Here is a 21484-nt window from a genome sequence, read left to right on the forward strand (position 1 = left end):
CGCGCCCGGTTTCATAATCGACCTGCCCCGAGGGCGGTCGTCTAGCGGGTCTTGCCTTCGCTCAGGGTCAGCTCCTCCTTGGCAAAGTCATCCACATCGATGACCTTGCGCCGCGCCGCTTCGGCCTCGCGCAGGCTCTGGGCCTCGGCGGCCTGCAGCACGCCGGCTTCCAGCGCCGCGTCGATGGCCGATTCGCCGGCAGCCGGTTTGACCTGGCCGCTTTTCAGCGCTTCGTGGAGCTTCTTGTGCAACGGGTGCGCAGCGCTCAGCAGGTTGCTGGCATGTTGCAGGGCGCCCACCGGGTCGTCCTTGGATTGCGGGCGGTAGCAACCGGCGAGCACCGCTTCCAGGGCCGGATCGCCCTGGGCGCGACCGATGATCGCCGCCACTTCGGCATCCAACTGGTCCGATGGCCCGGTATGGCGACGGCCGAAGGGGAACACCAGCACCCGCAGCAGGCAACCGAACACCCGGTTGGGGAAGTTGCTGAGCAACTCGTCCAGGGCCCGCTCGGAATGCCCGAGGCTTTCTTCCATGGCCCAGGCCAGCAGGGGGCGCAGGTATTCCGGGGAGTCCAGGTCGTGGTAGCGCTTGAGCGCTGCCGACGCCAGGTACAGGTGGCTGAGCACATCCCCCAGGCGGGCGGAAAGGCGCTCGCGGCGTTTGAGTTCGCCCCCCAGCAGCATCATCGAGAAGTCCGCCAGCAGAGCGAAGGCCGCGGCCTGGCGGTTCAGGGCACGGAAATAGCCCTGGCTGACCTTGTCTCCCGGAACGTGTTCGAAGTGGCCCAGGCCGAGGTTCAGCACCAGGGTGCTGGCGGCGTTGCTCACGGCGAAACCTATGTGCTTGAGCAGCAGGGCGTCGAACTCCTGCAGCGCCTGGTCGTGGTCTTCGCGACCGGCCAGGGCCATTTCCTTGAGCACGAACGGATGGCAGCGGATTGCCCCCTGGCCGAAGATCATCAGGTTGCGCGACAGGATGTTGGCGCCTTCCACGGTGATGAAGATCGGCGCTCCTTGCCAGCTGCGGCCCAGGTAGTTGTTGGGGCCCATGATGATGCCCTTGCCGCCGTGCACGTCCATGGCGTGGCTGATGCACTCGCGGCCGCGCTCGGTGAGGTGGTACTTGAGGATCGCCGACAGCACCGAGGGTTTTTCCCCCAGGTCCACGGCGTTGGCAGTGAGCATGCGCGCACTGTCCATCAGCCAGGCATTGCCGCCGAGACGGGCCAGAGCCTCCTGGATGCCTTCGAAGGCGGCCAGGGGCACGTTGAACTGCTCCCGCACCTGGGCGTACTGGCCGGTCACCAGGCTGGTGAATTTGGCGGCGCCGGTGCCCACCGCGGGCAGGGAGATCGAACGGCCCACGGACAGGCAGTTCATCAGCATCATCCAGCCCTTGCCGAGCATTTCCTGGCCGCCGATGAGGAAGTCCAGGGGGATGAACACGTCCTTGCCGGAGTTCGGGCCGTTCATGAAGGCCGCGCCCAGGGGCAGGTGGCGGCGGCCGATGTCCACCCCGGGGGTGTCGGTGGGGATCAGCGCCAGGCTGATGCCCAGGTCTTCCTGGTCGCCCAGCAGGTGGTCCGGGTCATGGGCCTTGAAGGCCAGGCCGAGCAGGGTGGCCACCGGGCCCAGGGTGATGTAGCGCTTTTCCCAGTTCAGGCGCAGGCCCAGGGTTTCTTCACCTTGCCATTGGCCTTTGCAGATGATCCCGGTGTCGGGCATGGACCCGGCATCGGAGCCGGCCAGGGGGCCGGTGAGGGCGAAGCAGGGAATGTCGTCGCCCCGGGCCAGCCGCGGCAGGTAGTGATTGCGCTGTTCGTCGGTGCCGTAGTGCAGCAGCAGTTCGGCCGGGCCCAGGGAGTTGGGCACCATCACGGTGGAGGCCAGGTCGCCGCTGCGGGTGGCCAGCTTCATGGCCACCTGGGAGTGGGCGTAGGCCGAGAAGCCCTTGCCGCCGAACTCCTTGGGAATGATCAGGGCAAAGAAACCGTGCTCCTTGATGTGGGCCCAGGCTTCGGGCGGCAGGTCCATGTGCTGGCCGATCTGCCAGTCGCTGACCATGGCGCACAGCTCCTCGGTCGGGCCGTCGATGAACGCCTGCTCTTCTTCGGTCAGCTGGGCCTTGGGGTAGGCCAGCAAGGTATTCCAGTCGGGGCGGCCACTGAACAGCTCGCCGTCCCACCAGACGGTGCCGGCATCGATGGCATCGCGCTCGGTCTGGGACATCGGCGGCAGGACTCTCTGGAACCAACTGAACAGCGGCGCACTGAAATACTTGCGCCGCAGATCGGGCAGCAGCAGAGGGGCGGCGACCGCTGCCAGCAGCACCCAGAAAATCAGCAGCAGCCAGCCGGGGGCACGGCTAAAGGCGCCCATGGCCAAGAGGTAGACGGCGACCACGCCCAGGGCGGGCAGGGGGGCGGTACGGCGGTGGGCCAGGTAGGCCACTGCGAGCACCAGAACCAGTATCCACAACAACAGCATATTCAATCCTCCGTGAAACCAGGGGTGAAATCACCCTCAGAGCGTAGTCGGCCTTCGACAGCGCGGGTGAGCAGGGCAGTGCGGGTGCAGCGCAAGTCTGTATCTTGCGGGCCAGGCCCGGTTGTTCGTGGGGGCCATGATCTTTGGCCGATACGTCGTTATCACTGGGGCGGACGCCTCGATAGACTCAGGCTTCCTCTCGGAGGTCATGCCCATGCACGAGTACCTGCGTCCCAGCCGCTTCATCGATAGTGACCACCCGGCGGTGGTGGAGTTCGCCGAAACTCATCGCGGTGCCAGCCGCGATCCCCGACAGCAAGCCGTCAGCCTCTATTACGCGGTGCGCGAGGCCGTACGCTATAACTTCTACAGTTTCAGTCGTGATCCCCAGACTTTGCGCGGCAGCCATGCCCTGGCCACCGGCGAGAGCTATTGCGTGCCCAAGGCCACCTTGCTCGCCGGTTGTGCCCGGCATTGCGGGATACCGGCGCGCATCGGCCTGGCCGATGTGCGCAATCACCTGTCCACACCCAAGCTGCTGGAGCTGCTGCGCAGCGACGTGTTCGCCATGCACGGCTACACCGAGTTCTATCTGCAGGGCCGCTGGGTCAAGGCCACGCCGGCGTTCAACCGGCAATTGTGTGAGATGTTCGATGTGGCGCCGCTGGACTTCGACGGCCTGGAGGACAGCGTTTTCCAGCCTTTCAATCGCCAGGGCGAACAGTCGATGGAGTACCTGGTGGACCACGGGCAGTTTGCCGACGTGCCGCAGGAGCTGTTTTTCGGCCACCTGGAAAAATGCTACCCGCACCTGTTCGACGCGCAGCAGCCGCAAGTGCTGGCAGACCTGCGCGGCGATTTGAGTCGCGGCTGATCAGGCGTAGACTGCCCCGGCATTCATTACTGAGGGATGGTCATGCTGAAGATCTGGGGTCGCAAGAACTCGTCGAATGTCAGGAAGGCACTCTGGTGCGCGCAGGAACTGGGGCTCGCCTATGAGTCCCTGGACGCCGGCGGCGCCTTTGGGGTGGTGGACACCCCGGCGTACCGGGCGCTGAACCCCAATGGCCGGATTCCACTGATTGAAGACGGCGACTTCGTGCTCTGGGAGTCCAATACCATCGTGCGCTACCTGGCTGCGCGCTACGCCGCCGATAGCCACTGGTACCCGGCCGACGTGCAACTGCGGGCCAGCGCCGAGAAGTGGATGGACTGGACCACCTCGACCTTCGCCGAACCCTTCCGGCATCTGTTCTGGGGCGTATTGCGCACCCCGGCCGAGCAGCAGGACTGGGCGCAGATCAACGCCGCCAAGGCCACGTGTGCCGAGCTGCTGGCGCGGGTCGATCAGGCCCTGGGCGAGCAGCCTTACCTGTCCGGGCAGGAGATCGGCGTGGGCGACATTCCCCTCGGCAGTTTCATCTACGCTTGGTTCGAGATGCCCATCGAGCGTCCTTCCATGCCCCATCTGCAAGCCTGGTATGAGCGCTTGAAACAGCGCCCGGCCTATCGCCAGGCCGTGATGACCGCGTTGACTTAATACCCACTATCGATACGGGTGACTGTACTTGCACGACGCAGGCACGCAACATGGCGGGCGTCCGGCGTCGTTGCAATCGGCTCGGGCCGCCCTTACTTATAAAATTCCCCCTTCTTGGTGCATGAATCCGATATGAGTTCCGCTCTGTCCATCCGGCAGCTAACCAAAACCTACGGCAACGGTTTCCAGGCCCTGAGTGGTATCGATCTGGATGTCGCCGAAGGTGACTTTTTCGCCCTGCTCGGCCCTAACGGGGCCGGCAAATCCACCACCATCGGCATTCTCTCGACCCTGGTGAACAAGACCAGCGGTACGGTGAGCGTCTTCGGCCACGACCTGGATCGTGAGCCGGCGGCGCTCAAGCGTTGCATCGGCGTGGTGCCGCAGGAATTCAACTTCAACCAGTTCGAGAAAACCTTCGACATCGTCGTGACCCAGGCCGGCTACTACGGCATTCCGGCGAAGATCGCCAAGCAGCGCGCCGAGCAGTACCTAACCCAGCTCGGCCTGTGGGACAAGCGCGATGTGCCTTCGCGTTCCCTGTCCGGTGGCATGAAGCGGCGCCTGATGATCGCCCGCGCGCTGGTGCATGAACCGCGCCTGTTGATCCTTGACGAACCTACCGCCGGGGTCGATATCGAGCTGCGCCGTTCCATGTGGAGCTTTCTTACCGAGCTCAACCAGAAAGGCATCACCATCATCCTCACCACCCACTACCTGGAAGAGGCTGAGCAGCTGTGCCGCAACATCGGCATCATCGACCACGGCACCATCGTCGAGAACACCAGCATGCGCCAGTTGCTCAGCCAGCTGCATGTGGAGACTTTCCTCCTCGACCTGAAGAACGACCTGAGCGTGGCGCCGCAACTGGCCGGCTATCCGACCCGGCTGGTGGACAGCCATACCCTGGAGGTCCAGGTGGACAAGGCCGTGGGCATCACCGCGCTGTTCGGCCAACTGGCCCTGCAGAACATCGAGGTGCTGAGTCTGCGTAACAAAACCAACCGTCTTGAGGAGTTGTTCGTGTCCCTGGTGGAGAAGAATCTGTCGAAGGTGGCGGTATGAGTTCGGAGTTCAAACCCAACCTGGTGGCGCTCAACACCATTGTCTATCGCGAAGTCCGGCGCTTCACCCGGATCTGGCCGCAGACCCTGCTGCCCCCGGCCATCACCATGGTCCTGTACTTCGTCATCTTCGGTAACCTGATCGGCCGGCAGATCGGCGACATGGGTGGTTTCACCTACATGGAGTACATCGTCCCGGGGCTGATCATGATGTCGGTGATCACCAACTCCTACGGCAACGTGGTATCGAGCTTCTTCGGCAGCAAGTTCCAGCGCTCCATCGAGGAGTTGATGGTCTCGCCGTTGTCGCCCCATACCATTCTCATCGGCTACACCTTGGGCGGGGTGCTGCGGGGGCTGATGGTGGGGGTCATCGTGACGCTGCTGTCGCTGTTCTTCACCACGCTGCAGGTGCACCACCTGGGCATCACGGTGCTGGTGGTAGTGCTGACCGCGACCATCTTCTCGCTGCTGGGCTTCATCAACGCAGTCTTTGCACGCAACTTCGACGATATCTCGATCATCCCGACCTTCGTGCTGACGCCCCTGACCTACCTGGGCGGGGTGTTCTACTCGATCAACCTGCTGCCGCCGTTCTGGCAGACGGTGTCCCTGGCCAACCCGGTGCTGCACATGGTCAACGCCTTCCGTTTCGGCATCCTCGGGGTGTCGGACATCAAGATCAGCATCGCCATTACCTTCATGCTGGTGGCCACCCTGGTGCTGTATATCGGTTGCGCACGGCTGCTGGTGAGCGGGCGCGGCATGCGTCAGTAAATGCCTTTAGTGCGTCATGCAAACGGCCTCCCTCGGGAGGCCGTTTTCGTTGGTCACTGCCGTTGCTGCTTGCGCCTGGACCATTGGCGCGCGACCCACCAGCGCCAATAGAGCATGGTCAGGCAATAGGCAGTGGCCCCCAGCACCAGCCCGGCCACCACCGAGCCGAGGAGGAAGGGTTGCCACAGGGTTGCCAGCTGGCTGCTGATCCACTCCCAGGTCAGCTCGTCGGGCAGGGTGCGCGGCGGCACGTTCATCAGCCAGGCCCCCAGTTGGTAGGTGCAGAAGAACACCGGCGGCATGGTGATGGGGTTGGTCAACCAGACCAGGCTGACACTGATGGGCATATTGCCGCGCAGCCAGATGGCCAGTACCGCAGCCAGCAACATCTGCATCGGAATGGGAATAAAGGCGGCGAACAGGCCCACGGCCATCGCCCGGGCCACCGAGTGTCGATTGAGGTGCCAGAGGTTGGCGTCATGCAGCAGGGTGCCAAGAAAGCGTAAGGACTTGTGTTCCCGGATGCTGGTCGGATCTGGCATGTAACGTTTGAATAAGCGCCGGGGCATAAGGCTTCTCGGTCGGGTCAAGCGACGATTATGACCGGATTCTAGTCGGCGAAAATTCAGACATTGTGACAAATGATAAAGCCGCGCAGCCCATCCTCGACTAAGCCAAGAGTATGAACTCCCAAGGAGGGGCGGGCGAATGCGTAGCGCAATGCTGGCGCTGGCTGCGGGGCTGCTGGCGCTGGGTTTCATGCCGGCCTTGCCCCCAGGCTGGCTGCTGCTGTGTATGGCGATACTGGCCTTGATGCTGTTGCCGTTTCGTACACATCCGGTGGCATTTTTCCTGTTCGGTTTCACCTGGGCCTGTGTGTCCGCGCAGTCGGCCCTGGATGATCGCCTGGCGCTGCGCCTGGAGGCACAGACCCGCTGGCTGGAAGGGCGAGTGAGCGGCCTGCCGGAGCAGGCGGGCGGCGTGGTGCGTTTCGAGCTGGAGGATGCCCAGGCCCGCCGTGAGCGGCTGCCCCGGCGCATGCGCCTGGCCTGGCGTGAGGGCCCGGCGCTCAAGAGTGGCGAGCGCTGGCGGCTGGCGGTCAAGCTTCGCCGGCCGGTGGGTTTGTTGAATCCCCAGGGCTTCGATTACCAGGCCTGGTTGCTGGCGCGTCGTATCGGCGCCACCGGCACGGTCAAGGCCGGGCAACTGCTGGTCCCGGCCCCGCAGGCCTGGCGGCAAGGATTGCGCCAGCGCTTGCTAGAGGTCGAGGCACAGGGGCGCGGCGCGGGTCTGGCGGCGCTGGTGATGGGTGACGGTTCCGGCCTGACGCGGCAAGACTGGCAGTTGTTGCAGGACACCGGCACCGTCCACTTGATGGTGATTTCCGGGCAGCACATCAGCCTGCTGGCGGGGGTGATCTATTTCGCGGTGGCCGGGCTGGCCCGCCATGGCCTCTGGCCCGAGCGCTTGCCTTGGTTGCCCTGGGCCTGTGCCCTGGCCTGGCTCGGCGCCTTGGGCTACGGCCTGCTGGCGGGGTTCGATGTGCCAGTGCAACGCGCCTGCGTGATGGTCGCCCTGGTACTGCTCTGGCGCATGCGCTTTCGCCATCTGCGGGCCGGCTGGCCCCTGCTGCTGGCGTTGAATGCAGTGTTGCTGGCCGAGCCGCTGGCCAGCTTGCAGGCGGGGTTCTGGCTGTCCTTTGCCGCGGTGGCAGTCCTGACCTTGACCTTTGCCGGACGCCTGGGAGCGTGGCGCTGGTGGCAGGGCTGGACCCGGGCCCAATGGTTGATCGCCATTGGCCTGCTGCCGCCATTGCTGGCTCTGGGGCTGCCCATCAGCCTCAGCGGGCCGCTGGCCAATTTGCTGGCGGTGCCCTGGATCAGCTTTCTGGTGTTGCCGCCGGCTTTGCTCGGCAGCCTGCTGCTGCCGGTGCCTTATGTGGGTGAGGGCCTGTTGTGGCTGGCCGGAGGATTGCTGGACGGGTTGTTCCGCTTGCTCGGAGTGATTGCCGGTGGGTGGCCGGCCTGGATGCCGCCGCAGATCCCTCTGTGGCTATGGGGCATGAATGCTCTGGGCTGCCTGTTGCTGCTGTTGCCCAGGGGCGTGCCCATGCGGGTTCTGGGCTGGCCGCTGTTGCTCCTGGCGGTCTGGCCACCCCTGGCGCGCGTGCCCGAAGGTGAGGTGGAGGTCTGGCAGCTGGATGTGGGGCAGGGCCTGTCATTCCTCCTGCGTACCCGTGATCACGCCCTGCTGTATGACACGGGGGCGCGGATCGCCGAGTTCGACCTGGGAGAGCGAGTGGTAGTGCCGACCCTGCACAGGCTCGGCATCCGGCGGCTGGACCTGATGCTGCTCAGCCATGCCGACAACGACCATGCCGGTGGCGCCCAGGCGGTGCAGCGCGCAATGCCCGTGGGCGAGGTCCGCGGTGGCCAGCCCGACGCCTTGCCCGCGGGCCTGCAGGCAAGGCCTTGCGACAGTGGGCTGAGCTGGGTGTGGAATGGCGTGCGCTTTCGCCAGTGGCAATGGGCGGCGGCGACCGACGGCAATCAGGCCTCGTGCGTGCTCCAGGTCGAGGCTGCCGGCGAGCGCCTGCTGCTCACCGGGGACATCGACGCCCGTGCCGAACGAGCCTTGCTCGACAGCCCGCTGGCGGTGCGGACCCACTGGCTGCAGGCACCCCATCACGGCAGCCGTACCTCTTCATCCATGGCCTTGCTGCAGCGGCTGGCCCCCGATGCGGTGCTGATTTCCCGTGGTCGGGGCAATACCTTCGGTCACCCCCATCCTCAAGTGCTGGCACGCTATCGGCGCCTGGACATGGCAATTTATGACAGTGCCGAACAGGGTGCCCTGAGACTGCAACTGGGGGCCTTCGGGGCGGCGCATGGCCTTCGCGAGCAGCGGCGATTCTGGCGTGAGCCGCCCGCAATGCCTTAAATAACCGTGGGTTATTAAAGCCTGTGAGCATGCGACATCACGGTCTTCGGTGCGTCCGGCCCCTATGTTAGAGTGGCGCACTTTTTCGAGGGGGCTGTCACTGTGTGGGAATTGGTCAAATCCGGCGGCTGGATGATGTTGCCGATCATTCTGAGTTCCATTGCTGCCGTGGGCATCATTGCCGAGCGTCTGTGGACCCTGCGTGCCAGCCGTGTCACCCCGCCCCACCTGCTGGGGCAGGTCTGGCGCTGGATCAAGGACAAGCAGCTGAACAAGGAAAAGCTCAAGGAACTGCGCGCCGATTCGCCCCTGGGCGAGATTCTGGCGGCGGGCCTGGCCAACTCCAAGCATGGCCGCGAAATCATGAAGGAATGCATCGAAGAGGCTGCCGCCCGGGTCATCCATGAGCTGGAGCGCTACCTCAACGCCCTCGGCACCATTGCCGCCATGGCACCGCTGCTGGGCCTGCTGGGCACGGTGTTGGGCATGATCGATATCTTCAGTTCGTTCATGGGCTCGGGCATGACCACCAACGCGCACATCCTCGCAGGCGGTATTTCCAAAGCCCTGATCACCACCGCCGCCGGCCTGATGGTGGGCATTCCCTCGGTGTTCTTCCACCGCTTCCTGCAGCGCCGGGTCGATGAACTGGTGGTGGGCATGGAGCAGGAGGCGATCAAGCTGGTGGAAGTGATCCAGGGCGACCGCGATGTCGATCTGGCCGAGGGCAAAGCGTGAAATTCCGTCGCAAGCCCCGGGAAACCGTGGACATCAACCTGGCGTCGTTGATCGACGTGGTGTTCATCCTGCTGCTGTTCTTTGTTGTCACCACCACCTTCACCCGGGAAACCGAGCTGCGGGTCGATCTGCCGGAAGCGGTCAGCGGCTCGCCGGCCGAAGACCAGCAGGTCAAGCAACTGGATATCGCCATCAGCGCCGACGGCGTGTTTTCGGTGAACAACCAGCTCCTGCCCAAAAATGACCTGGAGACCTTGATCGAGGCCTTGCAGAAGGAGTCGGCGGGCGACACCAACCTGCCGCTGTCCATCAGCGCCGACGGCAAGACCCAGCATCAAGCGGTGATCACTGCCATGGATGCAGCCGGCAAGCTCGGTTTCAGCCACCTGCGCATGACCACCGTCGAGGCGGACCCGGCACCCTGATGGCACTTTCCGATCGCCTGCTCAATGCCTGGTACAACGGCCACCCCGCGCTGAAACTGCTGCGCCCCCTGGAATGCCTGTATCGCCGAGTGGTGACGGGCAAGCGCCAGCGCTTTCTTGCCGGTGAGGGGGCGATCTATCAACCACCTGTGCCGCTGATCGTGGTGGGCAACATCACCGTGGGCGGCACCGGCAAGACGCCGTTGATCCTGTGGCTGGTGGAGCACTGCCAGCGCCTCGGGTTGCGGGTCGGGGTGGTCAGTCGTGGCTACGGGGCCAAGCCGGCGCAATTGCCATGGCGCGTCAGCGCCGAAGATTGCGCCGCGGTGGCCGGTGATGAGCCGCTGCTGATCGTCCAGCGCTGCGGCGTGCCGCTGATGATCGACCCCGATCGCGGCCGCGCGGTACAGGCCCTGCTGGCCGCCGAGCCGCTGGACCTGATCCTCTCCGACGACGGCCTGCAGCACTACCGCCTGGCCCGTGACCTGGAGCTGGTGCTGATCGATGCCGCCCGCGGCCTGGGCAACCGCCGCTGCCTGCCGGCCGGGCCGCTGCGCGAGCCGGCGGAGCGTTTGCAGAGCGTCGACGCGGTGCTCTACAACGGCGCCGTTGATGACCGTGACGAGGGGTTCGCCTTTCATCTCAAGCCCTCGGTGCTGGTCAACCTGCGCAGTGGCGAGCGCCGTGCGCTGGAGCATTTCGCCCCCGGCCAGGCGCTGCATGCGGTGGCGGGCATCGGCAATCCCCAGCGTTTCTTCAACACCCTTGAAACGCTACACTGGCGGCCTGTTCCCCATGCATTTGCCGATCACGCTCAATACAGTGCGCAGGCCTTGACCTTCACCCCGTCATTGCCGCTGGTCATGACCGAGAAAGATGCGGTCAAGTGCCGGGCTTTCGCGGCAGACGACTGGTGGTACCTGGCGGTCGATGCCCAGCCTTCGCCGGCCTTCGTCGCCTGGTTCGACACCCAGTTGATGCGCCTGATGCCTGATCGTCTGCTGCCTTAATTTGCTTTTATCCAGGGAATCCTCATGGACACCAAACTGCTCGACATCCTCGCCTGCCCGATCTGCAAAGGCCCCCTCAAACTCAGCGCCGACAAGACCGAGCTGATCAGCAAGGGCGCGGGCCTGGCCTATCCGATTCGCGATGGCATCCCGGTGATGCTGGAAAGCGAAGCGCGCACCCTGACCACCGAAGAGCGCCTGGACAAATGAGCAGCGCCTTTACCGTTGTCATCCCGGCGCGCTACGCCTCCACTCGCCTGCCAGGCAAGCCGCTGCAACTGATCGCCGGCAAGCCGATGATCCAGTGGGTCTGGGAACAGGCGCGCAAGAGCAGCGCCGAGCGGGTCGTGGTGGCCACCGATGATCAGCGCATCGTCGAGGCCTGCCAGGGCTTTGGCGCCGAGGCGCTGCTGACCCGGGAAGATCACAACTCCGGCACCGACCGGCTGGCGGAAGTCGCCGCCCAGCTGGGCCTGGCCGCGGATGCGATCGTGGTCAACGTACAAGGCGACGAACCGTTGATCCCGCCGTCGGTGATCGATCAGGTAGCGGCCAACCTGGCAGCCCACACCGAAGCGCGCATGGCCACCCTGGCCGAGCCGATCGAGGACGTGCAGACCCTGTTCAACCCCAATGTGGTCAAGGTGGTCAGCGACCTCAACGGCCTGGCCCTGACCTTCAGCCGCGCCACCTTGCCCTGGGCCCGGGATGCCTTTGCCCAGAGTCGTGAGCAACTGCCCGAAGGCGTGCCTTATCGCCGTCACATCGGCATCTATGCCTACCGCGCCGGCTTTCTTCACGACTTCGTCAGTTGGGGCCCGTGCTGGCTGGAAAACACCGAATCCCTGGAGCAACTGCGTGCCCTGTGGCATGGCGTGCGGATCCACGTGGCCGACGCCCTGGAAGCACCGCCTACCGGCGTCGATACCGCCGAAGACCTTGAGCGCGTTCGGCGCCTGCTGGAGGCCTGATGCGGGTTCTGTTCGTCTGCCTGGGCAATATCTGCCGCTCGCCCACCGCCGAAGGCGTGCTGCGCCGCAAGTTGCACGAGGCCGGCCTGGGTGACCAGGTGCAAGTCGCCTCTGCCGGCACCAGCGACTGGCACATCGGCAAGGCCCCGGACAAGCGCAGCCAGCAGGCTGCCTTGCGGCGCGGCTACGACCTGTCGGCGCAACGGGCGCAGCAGGTCAGCAGCGCCGATTTCGCTGCCTATGACCTGATCTTCGCCATGGACCAGAGCAACCTGCGCAACCTCAAGGCCCTGCAACCGGCCCGGGGCAAGGCCGAGCTGGACCTGTTCCTGCGTCGCTACGAGGCGGCGCTGGATGAAGTGCCGGATCCGTACTACGACGGCGAGCAGGGTTTCGAGCAGGTGCTGGACCTGATCGAGGATGCCTGCGACCGGCTGGTGGTCGAATTGAAGGGGCGGCTATGAACCTGGACATTCAGGCCGATGTGTCCCTCAAGCCGTTCAACAGCTTCGGGGTCGAGGTCAAGGCCAAGTGGTTTGCCCAGGCCCACAGCGACGACGAGGTACGCGAGGCGCTGGCCTATTGCGCTACCCACCAGTTGCCGCTGCTGGTGATCGGCGGCGGCAGCAACCTGCTGCTGACGGCGGATATCCAGGCCCTGGTGCTGCGCATGGCCACTCGTGGCATTCGCCTGCTCAGCGATGACGGGCAGCGGGTGGTGGTCGAGGCCGAGGCCGGGGAAACCTGGCATCCCTTTGTCCAGTGGACCCTGGAGCAAGGCCTGTCCGGGCTGGAGAACCTGAGCCTGATTCCCGGCACCGTCGGCGCCGCACCGATGCAGAACATCGGCGCCTATGGGGTGGAGATCAAGGACGTGTTCGCCGGCCTGACCGCCCTCGATCGGCAGACCGGCGAGCTGCGGGAATTCGACCTGGCGCAGTGCCAGTTCGCGTACCGCGACAGCCTGTTCAAGCATCAGGCCGGTCGCTGGTTGATCCTGCGGGTGCGCTTTGCCCTGAACCGTGTCGATCACCTGCACCTGGAATACGGCCCGGTGCGCCAGCGCCTGAGCGAGCAGGGCATCGAACAGCCGACGGCCAGCGATGTCAGCCGGGCGATCTGCAGCATCCGCAGCGAAAAGCTCCCGGACCCTGCGGTGCTGGGCAATGCCGGCAGCTTTTTCAAGAATCCGGTGGTGCCGGCGGCACTGGCCGCGCAGATCAAGCAGTCGCATCCGGGGCTGGTGGGGTACCCCCAGGCCGATGGGCAGGTCAAGCTGGCGGCCGGTTGGCTGATCGAACAGGCGGGCTGGAAGGGCTTTCGCGAGGCGGATGCCGGGGTCCATCGCTTGCAATCGCTGGTGCTGGTCAACTATGGCGGCGCCAGCGGCCTGCAGTTGCTGGAACTGGCGCGGCGGATCCAGCGCGATATCGCCGAGCGTTTCAGTGTCGAGCTGGAGATGGAGCCCAACCTCTATTAGCGAGAGCTGGCGTGCGGTGGATAGCAAAAAGCCTTGCCCGGCTGACGTTCGGGCAGGGCTTTTTTGTTAATTGCGGCTTAACTTAGCAGGCTAAGAATCAGCTTTTTGCTGTTCCCAAAGGCCCGGTGAAGCCTGTCTTCACAAGAGAGCCCGATTAGCCTGAGCCGATCTGCGTGCACCGCAGCCGCGGTACTGCACGGCGGATGACTCGACCCCATCACTCAGAAAATGCGGGCGTGCCCATGATTACCCTGAAGCTCAACGGTCAAGATCATCAACTGGACGTCACCGAGGACATGCCGCTGTTGTGGGCTATCCGCGACGTGGCGGGCTACAACGGTACCAAGTTCGGCTGCGGCATGGGCCTGTGCGGCGCCTGTACGATTCATATCGACGGCGACCCGGCGCGCAGTTGCATCACACCGATAGGCTCGGTGCAAGGCAAGAACGTCAGCACCATCGACAACCTGCATACCGACCCGGTCGGGCAGGTGGTGCAGCAGGCCTGGCTGGATACGGCGGTGGCCCAATGCGGTTACTGCCAGGGCGGGCAGATCATGTCGGCCACTGCCTTGCTCAAGGTTCACCCCAACCCCAGTGACGAGCAGATCGAAGAGGCGATGCTCGGCAACATCTGCCGCTGCGGCACCTACAACCGGATCAAGACCGCGATCCGCCAGGCTTCCAGCCATCTGCAGGAGGCCAAGGCATGAACCGTCTACCGCAGGATTTTGCCCTGAGCAACCTCAGCCGCCGGGGCTTTCTCAAAGGTGTGGGGGCCACCGGGGCCCTGGTGCTGGCTGCGAGCTGGGGCTGGCAGGAGGCCTTTGCCGAGGACAAGAAATTCGGTGCCGACGGCATGCCCCACGGCTGGGTCGATGACCCCAAGGTCTACGTGAGCATTGCCAGCGACGGCAGTGTCACGGTGATCTGCAATCGCTCGGAGATGGGCCAGGGCGTGCGCACCAGCCTGAGCATGGTGGTGGCCGACGAACTGGACGCCGACTGGGCGCAGGTCAAGGTGCGCCAGGCACCGGGCGACGAGGCACGTTTCGGCAACCAGGACACCGACGGTTCGCGCAGCATGCGCCATTGGTACGAGCCCATGCGCCGCTGTGGAGCGGCTGCGCGGACCATGCTGGAACAGGCCGCCGCTGCGCAGTGGCAGGTGCCATTGGCCCAGTGTCGGGCGCAGTTGCACAAGGTGGTTCACCAGCCCACCGGGCGTGAGCTGGGCTATGGCGCCCTGGCCGCTGCGGCGGGCGCCCTGGCGGTGCCCGCCCGGGATAGCCTGCGCCTGAAGCAGCCCGGGGAGTTCCGCTACATCGGCAAGGAGGCCACCCGGGCCATCGACGGCCAGGACATCGTCAACGGCCGTGCGGTGTACGGCGCCGATGTGCATTTCGACGGCATGCTGTTCGCGGCGGTGGCGCGGCCCCGGGTGTATGGCGGCAAGGTCAAGTCGGTGGATGACAGCGCAGCCTTGAAGGTGCCGGGGGTGATCAAGGTCATGCCCATCGACAGCCGCCCCTTGCCTTCGGAGTTCCAGCCCCTGGGCGGCGTGGCTGTGGTGGCGAGCAACACCTGGGCGGCGATCAAGGGCCGCGATGCCTTGAGGATCGAGTGGGAGGATGGCGCCAACGCTGGCTACGACTCCATCCAATACCGCAAGCAACTGGAGGCGGCGGCGCGGCAACCGGGCAAGGTGGTGCGCAGCACCGGCAACCTGGATGAGGCCCTCAAGGGTGCCGAGAGCAGCCTGGAAGCCAGCTATTACCTGCCGCACCTGGCCCAGGCGCCGATGGAGCCGATGGTGGCCGTGGCGCGTTTCCAGGACGGTCGCTGCGAGGCATGGGCACCTAGCCAGGCGCCACAGGTGACCCGCGAGCGAATCGCCGAACGCCTGGGGATCGGCTTCGACCAGGTCACGGTGAACGTCACGCTGCTGGGCGGCGGCTTCGGGCGCAAGTCCAAGCCCGACTTCATCCTGGAGGCGGCGATCCTGGCCAAGGCCTTTCCCGGCAAGGCGGTGCGGGTGCAGTGGACCCGCGAGGACGATATCCACAACTCCTACTTCCATACCGTGTCGGCGGAATACCTCAAGGCCGGGCTGAACAAGGACGGCCTGCCGGCGGCCTGGCTGCACCGCACCGTGGCGCCCAGCATCACCGCGCTGTTTGCGCCGGGGATGAATCACGAAGGCGCCTTCGAGCTGGGCATGGGCTTTACCAACATGGCCTACGCGATTCCCAACGTGCGCCTGGAAAACCCCGAGGCCGCGGCCCATACCCGGGTCGGCTGGTACCGTTCGGTGTCGAACATTCCCCATGGCTTCGCGATCCAGAGTTTTGTCGATGAACTGGCCCACAAGGCCGGCCAGGATCCGCTGCAGTACCAGCTCAAGCTGCTGGGGCCGGATCGTCAGATCGACCCCCGAACCCTGAGCGAAGAGTGGAACTACGGCGAATCCCCCGAGCGTTACCCCATTGATACCGGGCGCTTGCGCACGGTGCTGGAAACCGCGGCCAAGGCGGCAGGCTGGGGGCGCTCGCTGCCCAAGGGGCGCGGTCTGGGGCTGGCCGTGCACTACAGCTTCGTGACCTATGTGGCGGCGGTGATCGAGGTGGAGGTGAAGGACGATGGCACGCTGATCGTGCATCAGGCCGATATCGCTGTGGATTGCGGCCCGCAGATCAACCCCGAGCGCATCCGCTCGCAATTCGAAGGGGCCTGCGTCATGGGCCTGGGCAATGCGGTGCTGGGGGAGATCAGCTTCAAGGAGGGCAAGGTCCAGCAGGACAATTTCCATATGTACGAAGTGGCGCGCATGTCCCTGGCGCCGAAACAGGTGCAGGTGCACTTGGTGACGCCGCCGGGGGACGTGCCCCTGGGCGGGGTGGGAGAGCCCGGTGTGCCGCCGATTGCGCCGGCCCTGTGCAACGCGATCTTCGCCGCCACCGGCAAGCGCATACGCAACCTGCCGGTGCGCTACCAGTTGCAGGGCTGGCAGCAGGCGAGCGCCTGATGGACAGCGTCGACCTGAATGTCCTGCGCAGTGTCCTGGAATGGCGGCGCGCCGGGCGCGGCGTGCTGCTGTACAGCGTGGTGCAGACCTGGGCGCAAGGTGCCGCCACAGGGCAGGCCGAATCGCGCCGCTTCCTCCAGGGTCACGCCGTAGGTCACCAGTTGTACCGGCGGCCCGTGGCGAGACAGGCGCCCATCGCCCTGGCGGCTGATCAGGTCATCCTCGATACAGCCTCCGGACACCGAGCCGATTACCACCCCGTCGTCGCGCAAGGCCAGCATGGCGCCGGGTGGCCGCGGCGCGCTGCCCCAGCCGAAGAGCGGGTTGGCGACCCGGCCTGGGTCGCCGAATTGCTCCAGCGCTGCGAGGCCCACCAGATTGTGGCCCGGGAGCTGAACCTGGGCACCGGCCAGGTGCTGCTCAAGGCTGCGAACCGTGGCGATGAATTGGCGTTTGACGGGGTCACCCTGCGGGCGATCTACGGACCGCGCTGGCGCTTGCTGCTGATCGGCGCCGGGCAGTTATCGCGCTATGTGGCGCAGATGGCCCGCTTGCTGGATTTCGAGGTGCTGATCTGCGATCCGCGCCAGGAGTTCGTGCATGGCTGGGAGGGGCAGGATGGACGTTTTGTCGCCGGGATGCCCGACGATGCGGTGCTGAGCATCAAGCCCGACGAGCGCACGGCGGTGGTGGCCCTGACCCATGATCCGCGCCTGGATGACATGGCGCTGCTGACGGCGCTCGACTCCCGGGCATTTTACGTTGGCGCCCTGGGTTCCCGGGCCAACAGCCAGAAACGCCGGGACAATCTGGCGCTGCTGGGGCTTTCGGCGCAGGCCATCGAGCGCTTGCACGGGCCGGTCGGATTGCCCATCGGCAGCCATACGCCGGCGGAGATTGCCTTGTCGTTGCTGGCGGAAATCGTCGCGCTGAAAAATGGTGTCGAACCGCTGCAGAAGAAGCTGGCGGTGCGAGTGGTGGAGACGGTGAGGTGAGCCGCAGGCCTTGCGCGATCATCCTGGCGGCGGGGCAGGGCAGGCGTTTTCGCCAGGTGGCCGGGGCCGGGCAGGACAAGCTGCTGGCGCCCTGCCGCGGGCGTGACGGGGTGCAGCGGCCGGTGCTGGAGCAGGTGCTGGTGAACCTGCCGGTGGACGTTGCCCGGCGAGTGCTGGTGACCACGGCGGATCGACCCCAGGTGGTGGAGCTGGCGCGTGCCTACGGTTGTCAGGTACTGGTGCTGGAGTCCGTGGGCATGGGGCACAGCCTGGCCGCAGCGGTGGCTGCCTGCGCCGATGCCCATGGCTGGATGGTCTGGCTGGGGGACATGCCCTTTATCCTGCCCGCCACCGCCAGTCGGGTGATGGAGGCCATGACCGAGGAGGGCATCAGCGTGCCGCGGCTAGGTGGGGAGTTGGGTCATCCGGTGGGCTTTGGCCGGTCTTATGGCGCAGCGTTGCAGGGCCTGACCGGTGATCGGGGCGCCCGGCCGCTGTTCGCTTCGGGGCGGGTGGTGGAAGTGCCGGTGACGGATCCGGGGGTGACCTGGGATGTGGACGTTCCGCAGGCGTTGCTGTTTCCGGATCGTCAGGTGCTACAGGTATAAAAAAGCCCCGCCCGGTTACCCGGGCGGGGCTTTTTCATGGGCTGCTGGAATCAGACGAGAGGTTTAGGCTCGTGCTGTTCTTCCTCGGCATGCGCAGCGTGCTCGACAGCGCGCGGTGCTTGCTCGACCACAGGGGCCGATTCTTCCACCACAGGTTCGGCCACTGGCGCCGGTGCAGTCTCTTCGGCTGGCGCCGGGTCGGCCTCGACCACCACTGGCGCTTCTACCGGAGCAGGCTCGGCGGCCACCACGGCTTCAGCCGGAGCAGCAGCGGCAGCCAGCTCGGCTTCCTTCTGCAGGCGCTCGGCTTCACGCTTGCGGCGACGCACTTCGCGTGGGTCGTTCGGTGCACGGCCATTGCTGGTCAGGGTGCTGACCGGCGCGGCTTCGGCTTCGACAGCGGGTGCGGGCGTTTCGGCCACCACCGGTGCTGCAACCGGAGCCGGCTCTTCAACCTGGGCAGGCTGCTGGGCCGCTACAGGCTCTTCAACCACCACTGCTGGCTCGGCAATCGGGGCTGGCGCAGGGGCCTGCTGAACCGGCTCGACGGCCTTTTCTTCAACCACTGGCGCCTGGGCTACAGGTTCTGCTGCCGGTTGTTCGGCAACCACGGGCTGGGCTTCGACAACCACGGCCGGTTCGGCAGCCACTTCAACCTGAGCCTGCTCTTCAGCCACTGGAGCCACTTCCACTGCAGGAACCACTGGGGCTTCTACCGGCGTGGTGGCTTCAACCACTGGGGCTTCCGGAGCCTTGTCTTCTACAGCGGCAGTCGCACGTTCGGCTTGCTGGTGAGCTTCGGCTTCAGCGTTGGCGCTGATGGCGGTGCTGGCAACCGCGGCAGTTACCGCAAGGCCGGCAGCCAGATCGGCGCTGCTTGGCTCTTCGGCGTTTTCTTCCGAGCCTTCGATCACATTGCCGTTGGCATCACGTTGACGCTCGCGACGGTTGCTGCGACGGCGCTGGCCGCGGGAGCGACGACGTGGACGTTCGCCTTCGGCGTTGTCCTGGCCGTCTTCCTGCAGTTGCTCTTCGTTCGGCAGCGCTTCTTCTTCGCTGGCGGCAGCGGCTTGAGCCTGCTCGGCACGTGGTTGGCGCTCTTCACGTGGCGCACGTGGCTGGCGCTCTTCGCGAGGCTGGCGCGCCGGACGTTCTTCGGCAACAACGGCGGCGGTAGCAGCGGCTGTAGCTGGAGCGGCGTCCAGTGGCTCGCGCAGTTCACGCACGCGTTCTTCACGCTCGCCACGTGGCTTGCGCTCTTCACGCGGGGCGCGTGGCTGGCGTTCTTCGCGCGGTGCACGGGGTGCGCGTTCTTCGCGGGCTACCGCTTGAACTTCTTCACGGGCTTCGCGAACTTCGCGTGGCTGACGCTCTTCCCGTGGTGCGCGTTCTTCACGCGGAGCACGTTCTTCGCGCGGCTTGCGCTCTTCATCGCGGCGACCGTTACGGTTGCGGCTCTGCTGGCGGCCATTGCGACGCTGTTCTTCGTTGCTGCGAGCAGGGCGCTCGGTCACTGGCTTCTCGACCACGACCGGAGCGGCTGGCTCTTCCTTGGTAGCGAACAGGCTGACCAGGGACTTCACCAGGCCTTTGAACAGGCTTGGTTCGGCCGCTGGAGCCGGTGCAGCCACAGGGGCAGCGACGACTTCGGTCGGAACCGGAGCGTTGGCGCGGGCCGGGGCAGTCTTCACTGCCGCTTCCTGGCGAACCAGGGTGCGGGTGGCAGCGGTTGGCTGGACTTCTTCGGCTTCGGCGGCGGCCGCTGCGATTTCGTAGCTGGACTGGTTGGTGTTGGCTTCCGGGCTGTCATCACGCAGGCGCTGAACTTCGAAGTGTGGCGTTTCGAGGTGATCGTTCGGCAGGATGACGATGCGGGCACGGGTGCGCAGTTCGATCTTGGTGATCGAGTTGCGTTTTTCGTTGAGCAGGAAAGCGGCGACCGGAATCGGCACTTGGGCGCGAACTTCGGCGGTGCGGTCTTTCAGGGCTTCTTCTTCGATCAGGCGCAGGATCGCCAGGGACAGCGACTCGACGTCACGGATGATGCCGGTGCCGTTGCAGCGCGGGCAGACGATACCGCTGCTTTCGCCCAGGGATGGACGCAGGCGCTGACGGGACATTTCCAGCAGGCCGAAGCGCGAGATGCGGCCGATCTGCACGCGGGCGCGGTCGGCTTCCAGGCATTCGCGGACTTTTTCTTCCACGGCGCGCTGGTTCTTGGCCGGGGTCATGTCGATGAAGTCGATGACGATCAGGCCGCCGATGTCACGCAGGCGCAGTTGGCGAGCGATTTCTTCCGCTGCTTCCAGGTTGGTCTGCAGGGCGGTTTCTTCGATGTCGCTGCCTTTGGTGGCGCGGGCCGAGTTGATGTCGATGGACACCAGGGCTTCGGTCGGATCGATGACGATGGAGCCGCCGGAAGGCAGTTCGACCACGCGCTGGAAGGCGGTCTCGATCTGGCTTTCGATCTGGAAGCGGTTGAACAGCGGCACGCTGTCTTCGTACAGCTTGATCTTGCTGGCGTACTGCGGCATCACCTGGCGGATGAAGGTCAGGGCTTCGTCCTGGGCTTCAACGCTGTCGATCAGCACTTCGCCGATGTCCTGGCGCAGGTAGTCGCGGATCGCGCGGATGATCACGTTGCTTTCCTGGTAGATCAGGAATGGCGCGGAACGATCCAGGGACGCTTCCTTGATGGCGGTCCACAGTTGCAGCAGGTAGTCGAGGTCCCACTGCATCTCTTCGCTGCTGCGGCCCAGGCCGGCAGTGCGCACGATCAGGCCCATGTCGGCGGGTGCCACCAGGCCGTTCAGCGCTTCACGCAGTTCGTTGCGCTCTTCGCCTTCGATGCGGCGGGAGATACCGCCGGCACGCGGGTTGTTCGGCATCAGTACCAGGTAACGGCCGGCGAGGCTGATGAAGGTGGTCAGGGCGGCGCCCTTGTTGCCACGCTCTTCTTTCTCGACCTGGACGATGACTTCCTGGCCTTCGCTCAGCACGTCCTTGATGTTGACGCGGCCTTCGGGGGCTTTCTTGAAGTATTCGCGGGAGATTTCTTTGAGGGGCAGGAAGCCGTGGCGCTCAGAGCCGAAATCGACAAAGGCAGCCTCGAGGCTTGGTTCGATGCGAGTGATGCGGCCTTTATAGATGTTGGCCTTTTTCTGCTCGCGGGCTCCGGACTCGATGTCCAGGTCGTAGAGGCGCTGGCCGTCTACCAGAGCAACACGCAACTCTTCGGGTTGAGTTGCGTTAATCAGCATTCTTTTCATGTAGTACCGTCGGTTTCCGGGCTGCCGGAAACGGCGTTCGGCACACACGACTTCTCACGGTCGGTGTCAGGTGCGTCAGGAGTGGTTGACCACTCGAGTGTCTAGCGAGGTTCGTCCGGGTAACTAAGAACGAAGTCGCGACTTACGCGTCCT

At 65.1% G+C, this 21484-nt stretch carries 19 protein-coding genes and 1 pseudogene; 16 read left to right on the forward strand and 4 right to left on the reverse strand.

Annotated elements, in window-relative coordinates; genetic code table 11:
* Positions 1-41 precede the first annotated feature (41 nt).
* Positions 42-2489 carry an acyl-CoA dehydrogenase gene (locus KCG88_RS28495; protein WP_210713606.1) on the reverse strand — a complete coding sequence of 816 codons (2448 nt, stop codon included), beginning with the start codon at positions 2487-2489 and terminating at the stop codon, positions 42-44.
* Positions 2490-2703: 214 nt separating this feature from the next.
* Between KCG88_RS28495 and KCG88_RS28500 the strand changes: the two genes are divergently transcribed.
* The 4 genes from KCG88_RS28500 to KCG88_RS28515 all read left to right on the forward strand — a co-directional run bounded on the left by KCG88_RS28500 (position 2704) and on the right by KCG88_RS28515 (position 5870).
* Complete coding sequence (locus tag KCG88_RS28500; protein WP_047284693.1) at positions 2704-3363, forward strand: transglutaminase family protein; 660 nt, start codon at positions 2704-2706, stop codon at positions 3361-3363.
* 42 nt (positions 3364-3405) lie between these two features.
* Positions 3406-4029, forward strand: coding sequence for a glutathione S-transferase (locus KCG88_RS28505; RefSeq protein ID WP_011060095.1), 624 nt, complete (start codon positions 3406-3408; stop codon positions 4027-4029).
* Positions 4030-4161: 132 nt separating this feature from the next.
* A complete protein-coding gene (locus tag KCG88_RS28510; RefSeq protein ID WP_011060096.1) occupies positions 4162-5094 on the forward strand; it encodes an ABC transporter ATP-binding protein in 933 nt (310 codons plus the stop codon).
* The gene (locus tag KCG88_RS28515; RefSeq protein WP_011060097.1) at positions 5091-5870 is read left to right on the forward strand and encodes an ABC transporter permease; all 780 of its coding nucleotides are present in this window, start codon (positions 5091-5093) and stop codon (positions 5868-5870) included. Before KCG88_RS28510 ends, KCG88_RS28515 begins: the two co-directional genes overlap by 4 nt.
* Positions 5871-5923: 53 nt before the next feature.
* On the opposite strand, the gene KCG88_RS28520 is transcribed toward KCG88_RS28515, so the two are convergent.
* Positions 5924-6439, reverse strand: coding sequence for a DUF2062 domain-containing protein (locus KCG88_RS28520; RefSeq protein WP_015634695.1), 516 nt, complete (start codon positions 6437-6439; stop codon positions 5924-5926).
* A gap of 139 nt (positions 6440-6578) precedes the next feature.
* Here KCG88_RS28520 and KCG88_RS28525 point away from each other — a divergent pair, with 139 nt between their 5' ends.
* The 10 genes from KCG88_RS28525 (at position 6579) to KCG88_RS28570 (ending at position 16459) form a co-directional block, all read left to right on the forward strand.
* Complete coding sequence (locus KCG88_RS28525; RefSeq protein ID WP_210713607.1) at positions 6579-8810, forward strand: DNA internalization-related competence protein ComEC/Rec2; 2232 nt, start codon at positions 6579-6581, stop codon at positions 8808-8810.
* Positions 8811-8912: 102 nt separating this feature from the next.
* Positions 8913-9548: a MotA/TolQ/ExbB proton channel family protein gene (locus KCG88_RS28530; protein ID WP_011060100.1), complete on the forward strand. Its 636-nt coding sequence runs from the start codon at positions 8913-8915 to the stop codon at positions 9546-9548.
* Positions 9545-9973: a biopolymer transporter ExbD gene (locus KCG88_RS28535; RefSeq protein ID WP_210713608.1), complete on the forward strand. Its 429-nt coding sequence runs from the start codon at positions 9545-9547 to the stop codon at positions 9971-9973. Before KCG88_RS28530 ends, KCG88_RS28535 begins: the two co-directional genes overlap by 4 nt.
* On the forward strand, positions 9973-10983 hold the full coding sequence (gene lpxK / locus KCG88_RS28540; RefSeq protein WP_210713609.1) for a tetraacyldisaccharide 4'-kinase: 1011 nt from the start codon (positions 9973-9975) through the stop codon (positions 10981-10983). Before KCG88_RS28535 ends, lpxK begins: the two co-directional genes overlap by 1 nt.
* A gap of 24 nt (positions 10984-11007) precedes the next feature.
* Positions 11008-11193, forward strand: a complete 186-nt coding sequence (locus KCG88_RS28545) for a Trm112 family protein (protein ID WP_011060103.1) — start codon at positions 11008-11010, stop codon at positions 11191-11193.
* A complete protein-coding gene (gene kdsB / locus KCG88_RS28550; protein WP_011060104.1) occupies positions 11190-11954 on the forward strand; it encodes a 3-deoxy-manno-octulosonate cytidylyltransferase in 765 nt (254 codons plus the stop codon). Before KCG88_RS28545 ends, kdsB begins: the two co-directional genes overlap by 4 nt.
* The gene (locus tag KCG88_RS28555; protein ID WP_047284707.1) at positions 11954-12418 is read left to right on the forward strand and encodes a low molecular weight protein-tyrosine-phosphatase; all 465 of its coding nucleotides are present in this window, start codon (positions 11954-11956) and stop codon (positions 12416-12418) included. Before kdsB ends, KCG88_RS28555 begins: the two co-directional genes overlap by 1 nt.
* Entirely contained in the window at positions 12415-13434 is a 1020-nt protein-coding gene (murB, locus tag KCG88_RS28560; protein ID WP_210713610.1) for a UDP-N-acetylmuramate dehydrogenase, read from the forward strand. The genes KCG88_RS28555 and murB overlap by 4 nt, the downstream gene beginning before the upstream one ends.
* 242 nt (positions 13435-13676) lie before the next feature.
* Positions 13677-14147 (forward strand): (2Fe-2S)-binding protein, encoded by a 471-nt coding sequence (locus KCG88_RS28565; protein ID WP_011060107.1) that lies wholly within the window; start codon positions 13677-13679, stop codon positions 14145-14147.
* A complete protein-coding gene (locus KCG88_RS28570; RefSeq protein WP_210713611.1) occupies positions 14144-16459 on the forward strand; it encodes a xanthine dehydrogenase family protein molybdopterin-binding subunit in 2316 nt (771 codons plus the stop codon). The genes KCG88_RS28565 and KCG88_RS28570 overlap by 4 nt, the downstream gene beginning before the upstream one ends.
* 92 nt (positions 16460-16551) lie before the next feature.
* On the opposite strand, the pseudogene KCG88_RS31215 reads toward KCG88_RS28570, so the two are convergent.
* Positions 16552-16770, reverse strand: a pseudogene (locus KCG88_RS31215) (XdhC family protein); the annotation flags it as partial.
* A 102-nt stretch (positions 16771-16872) separates the two neighbouring features.
* On the opposite strand from KCG88_RS31215, the gene KCG88_RS31220 reads away from it, so the two are divergent.
* Both KCG88_RS31220 and KCG88_RS28585 read left to right on the forward strand, forming a co-directional pair.
* Positions 16873-17454 (forward strand): XdhC family protein, encoded by a 582-nt coding sequence (locus KCG88_RS31220; protein WP_348984542.1) that lies wholly within the window; start codon positions 16873-16875, stop codon positions 17452-17454.
* On the forward strand, positions 17451-18062 hold the full coding sequence (locus KCG88_RS28585) for a nucleotidyltransferase family protein (protein WP_210713613.1): 612 nt from the start codon (positions 17451-17453) through the stop codon (positions 18060-18062). The genes KCG88_RS31220 and KCG88_RS28585 overlap by 4 nt, the downstream gene beginning before the upstream one ends.
* Positions 18063-18112: 50 nt before the next feature.
* On the opposite strand, the gene rne is transcribed toward KCG88_RS28585, so the two are convergent.
* On the reverse strand, positions 18113-21331 hold the full coding sequence (gene rne, locus KCG88_RS28590; RefSeq protein ID WP_210713614.1) for a ribonuclease E: 3219 nt from the start codon (positions 21329-21331) through the stop codon (positions 18113-18115).
* Between the last annotated feature and the right edge of the window lie 153 nt (positions 21332-21484).

Source organism: Pseudomonas sp. MWU349 (assembly GCF_017947325.1).
In the GTDB taxonomy this organism is placed as follows: Bacteria; Pseudomonadota; Gammaproteobacteria; order Pseudomonadales; family Pseudomonadaceae; genus Aquipseudomonas; species Aquipseudomonas protegens.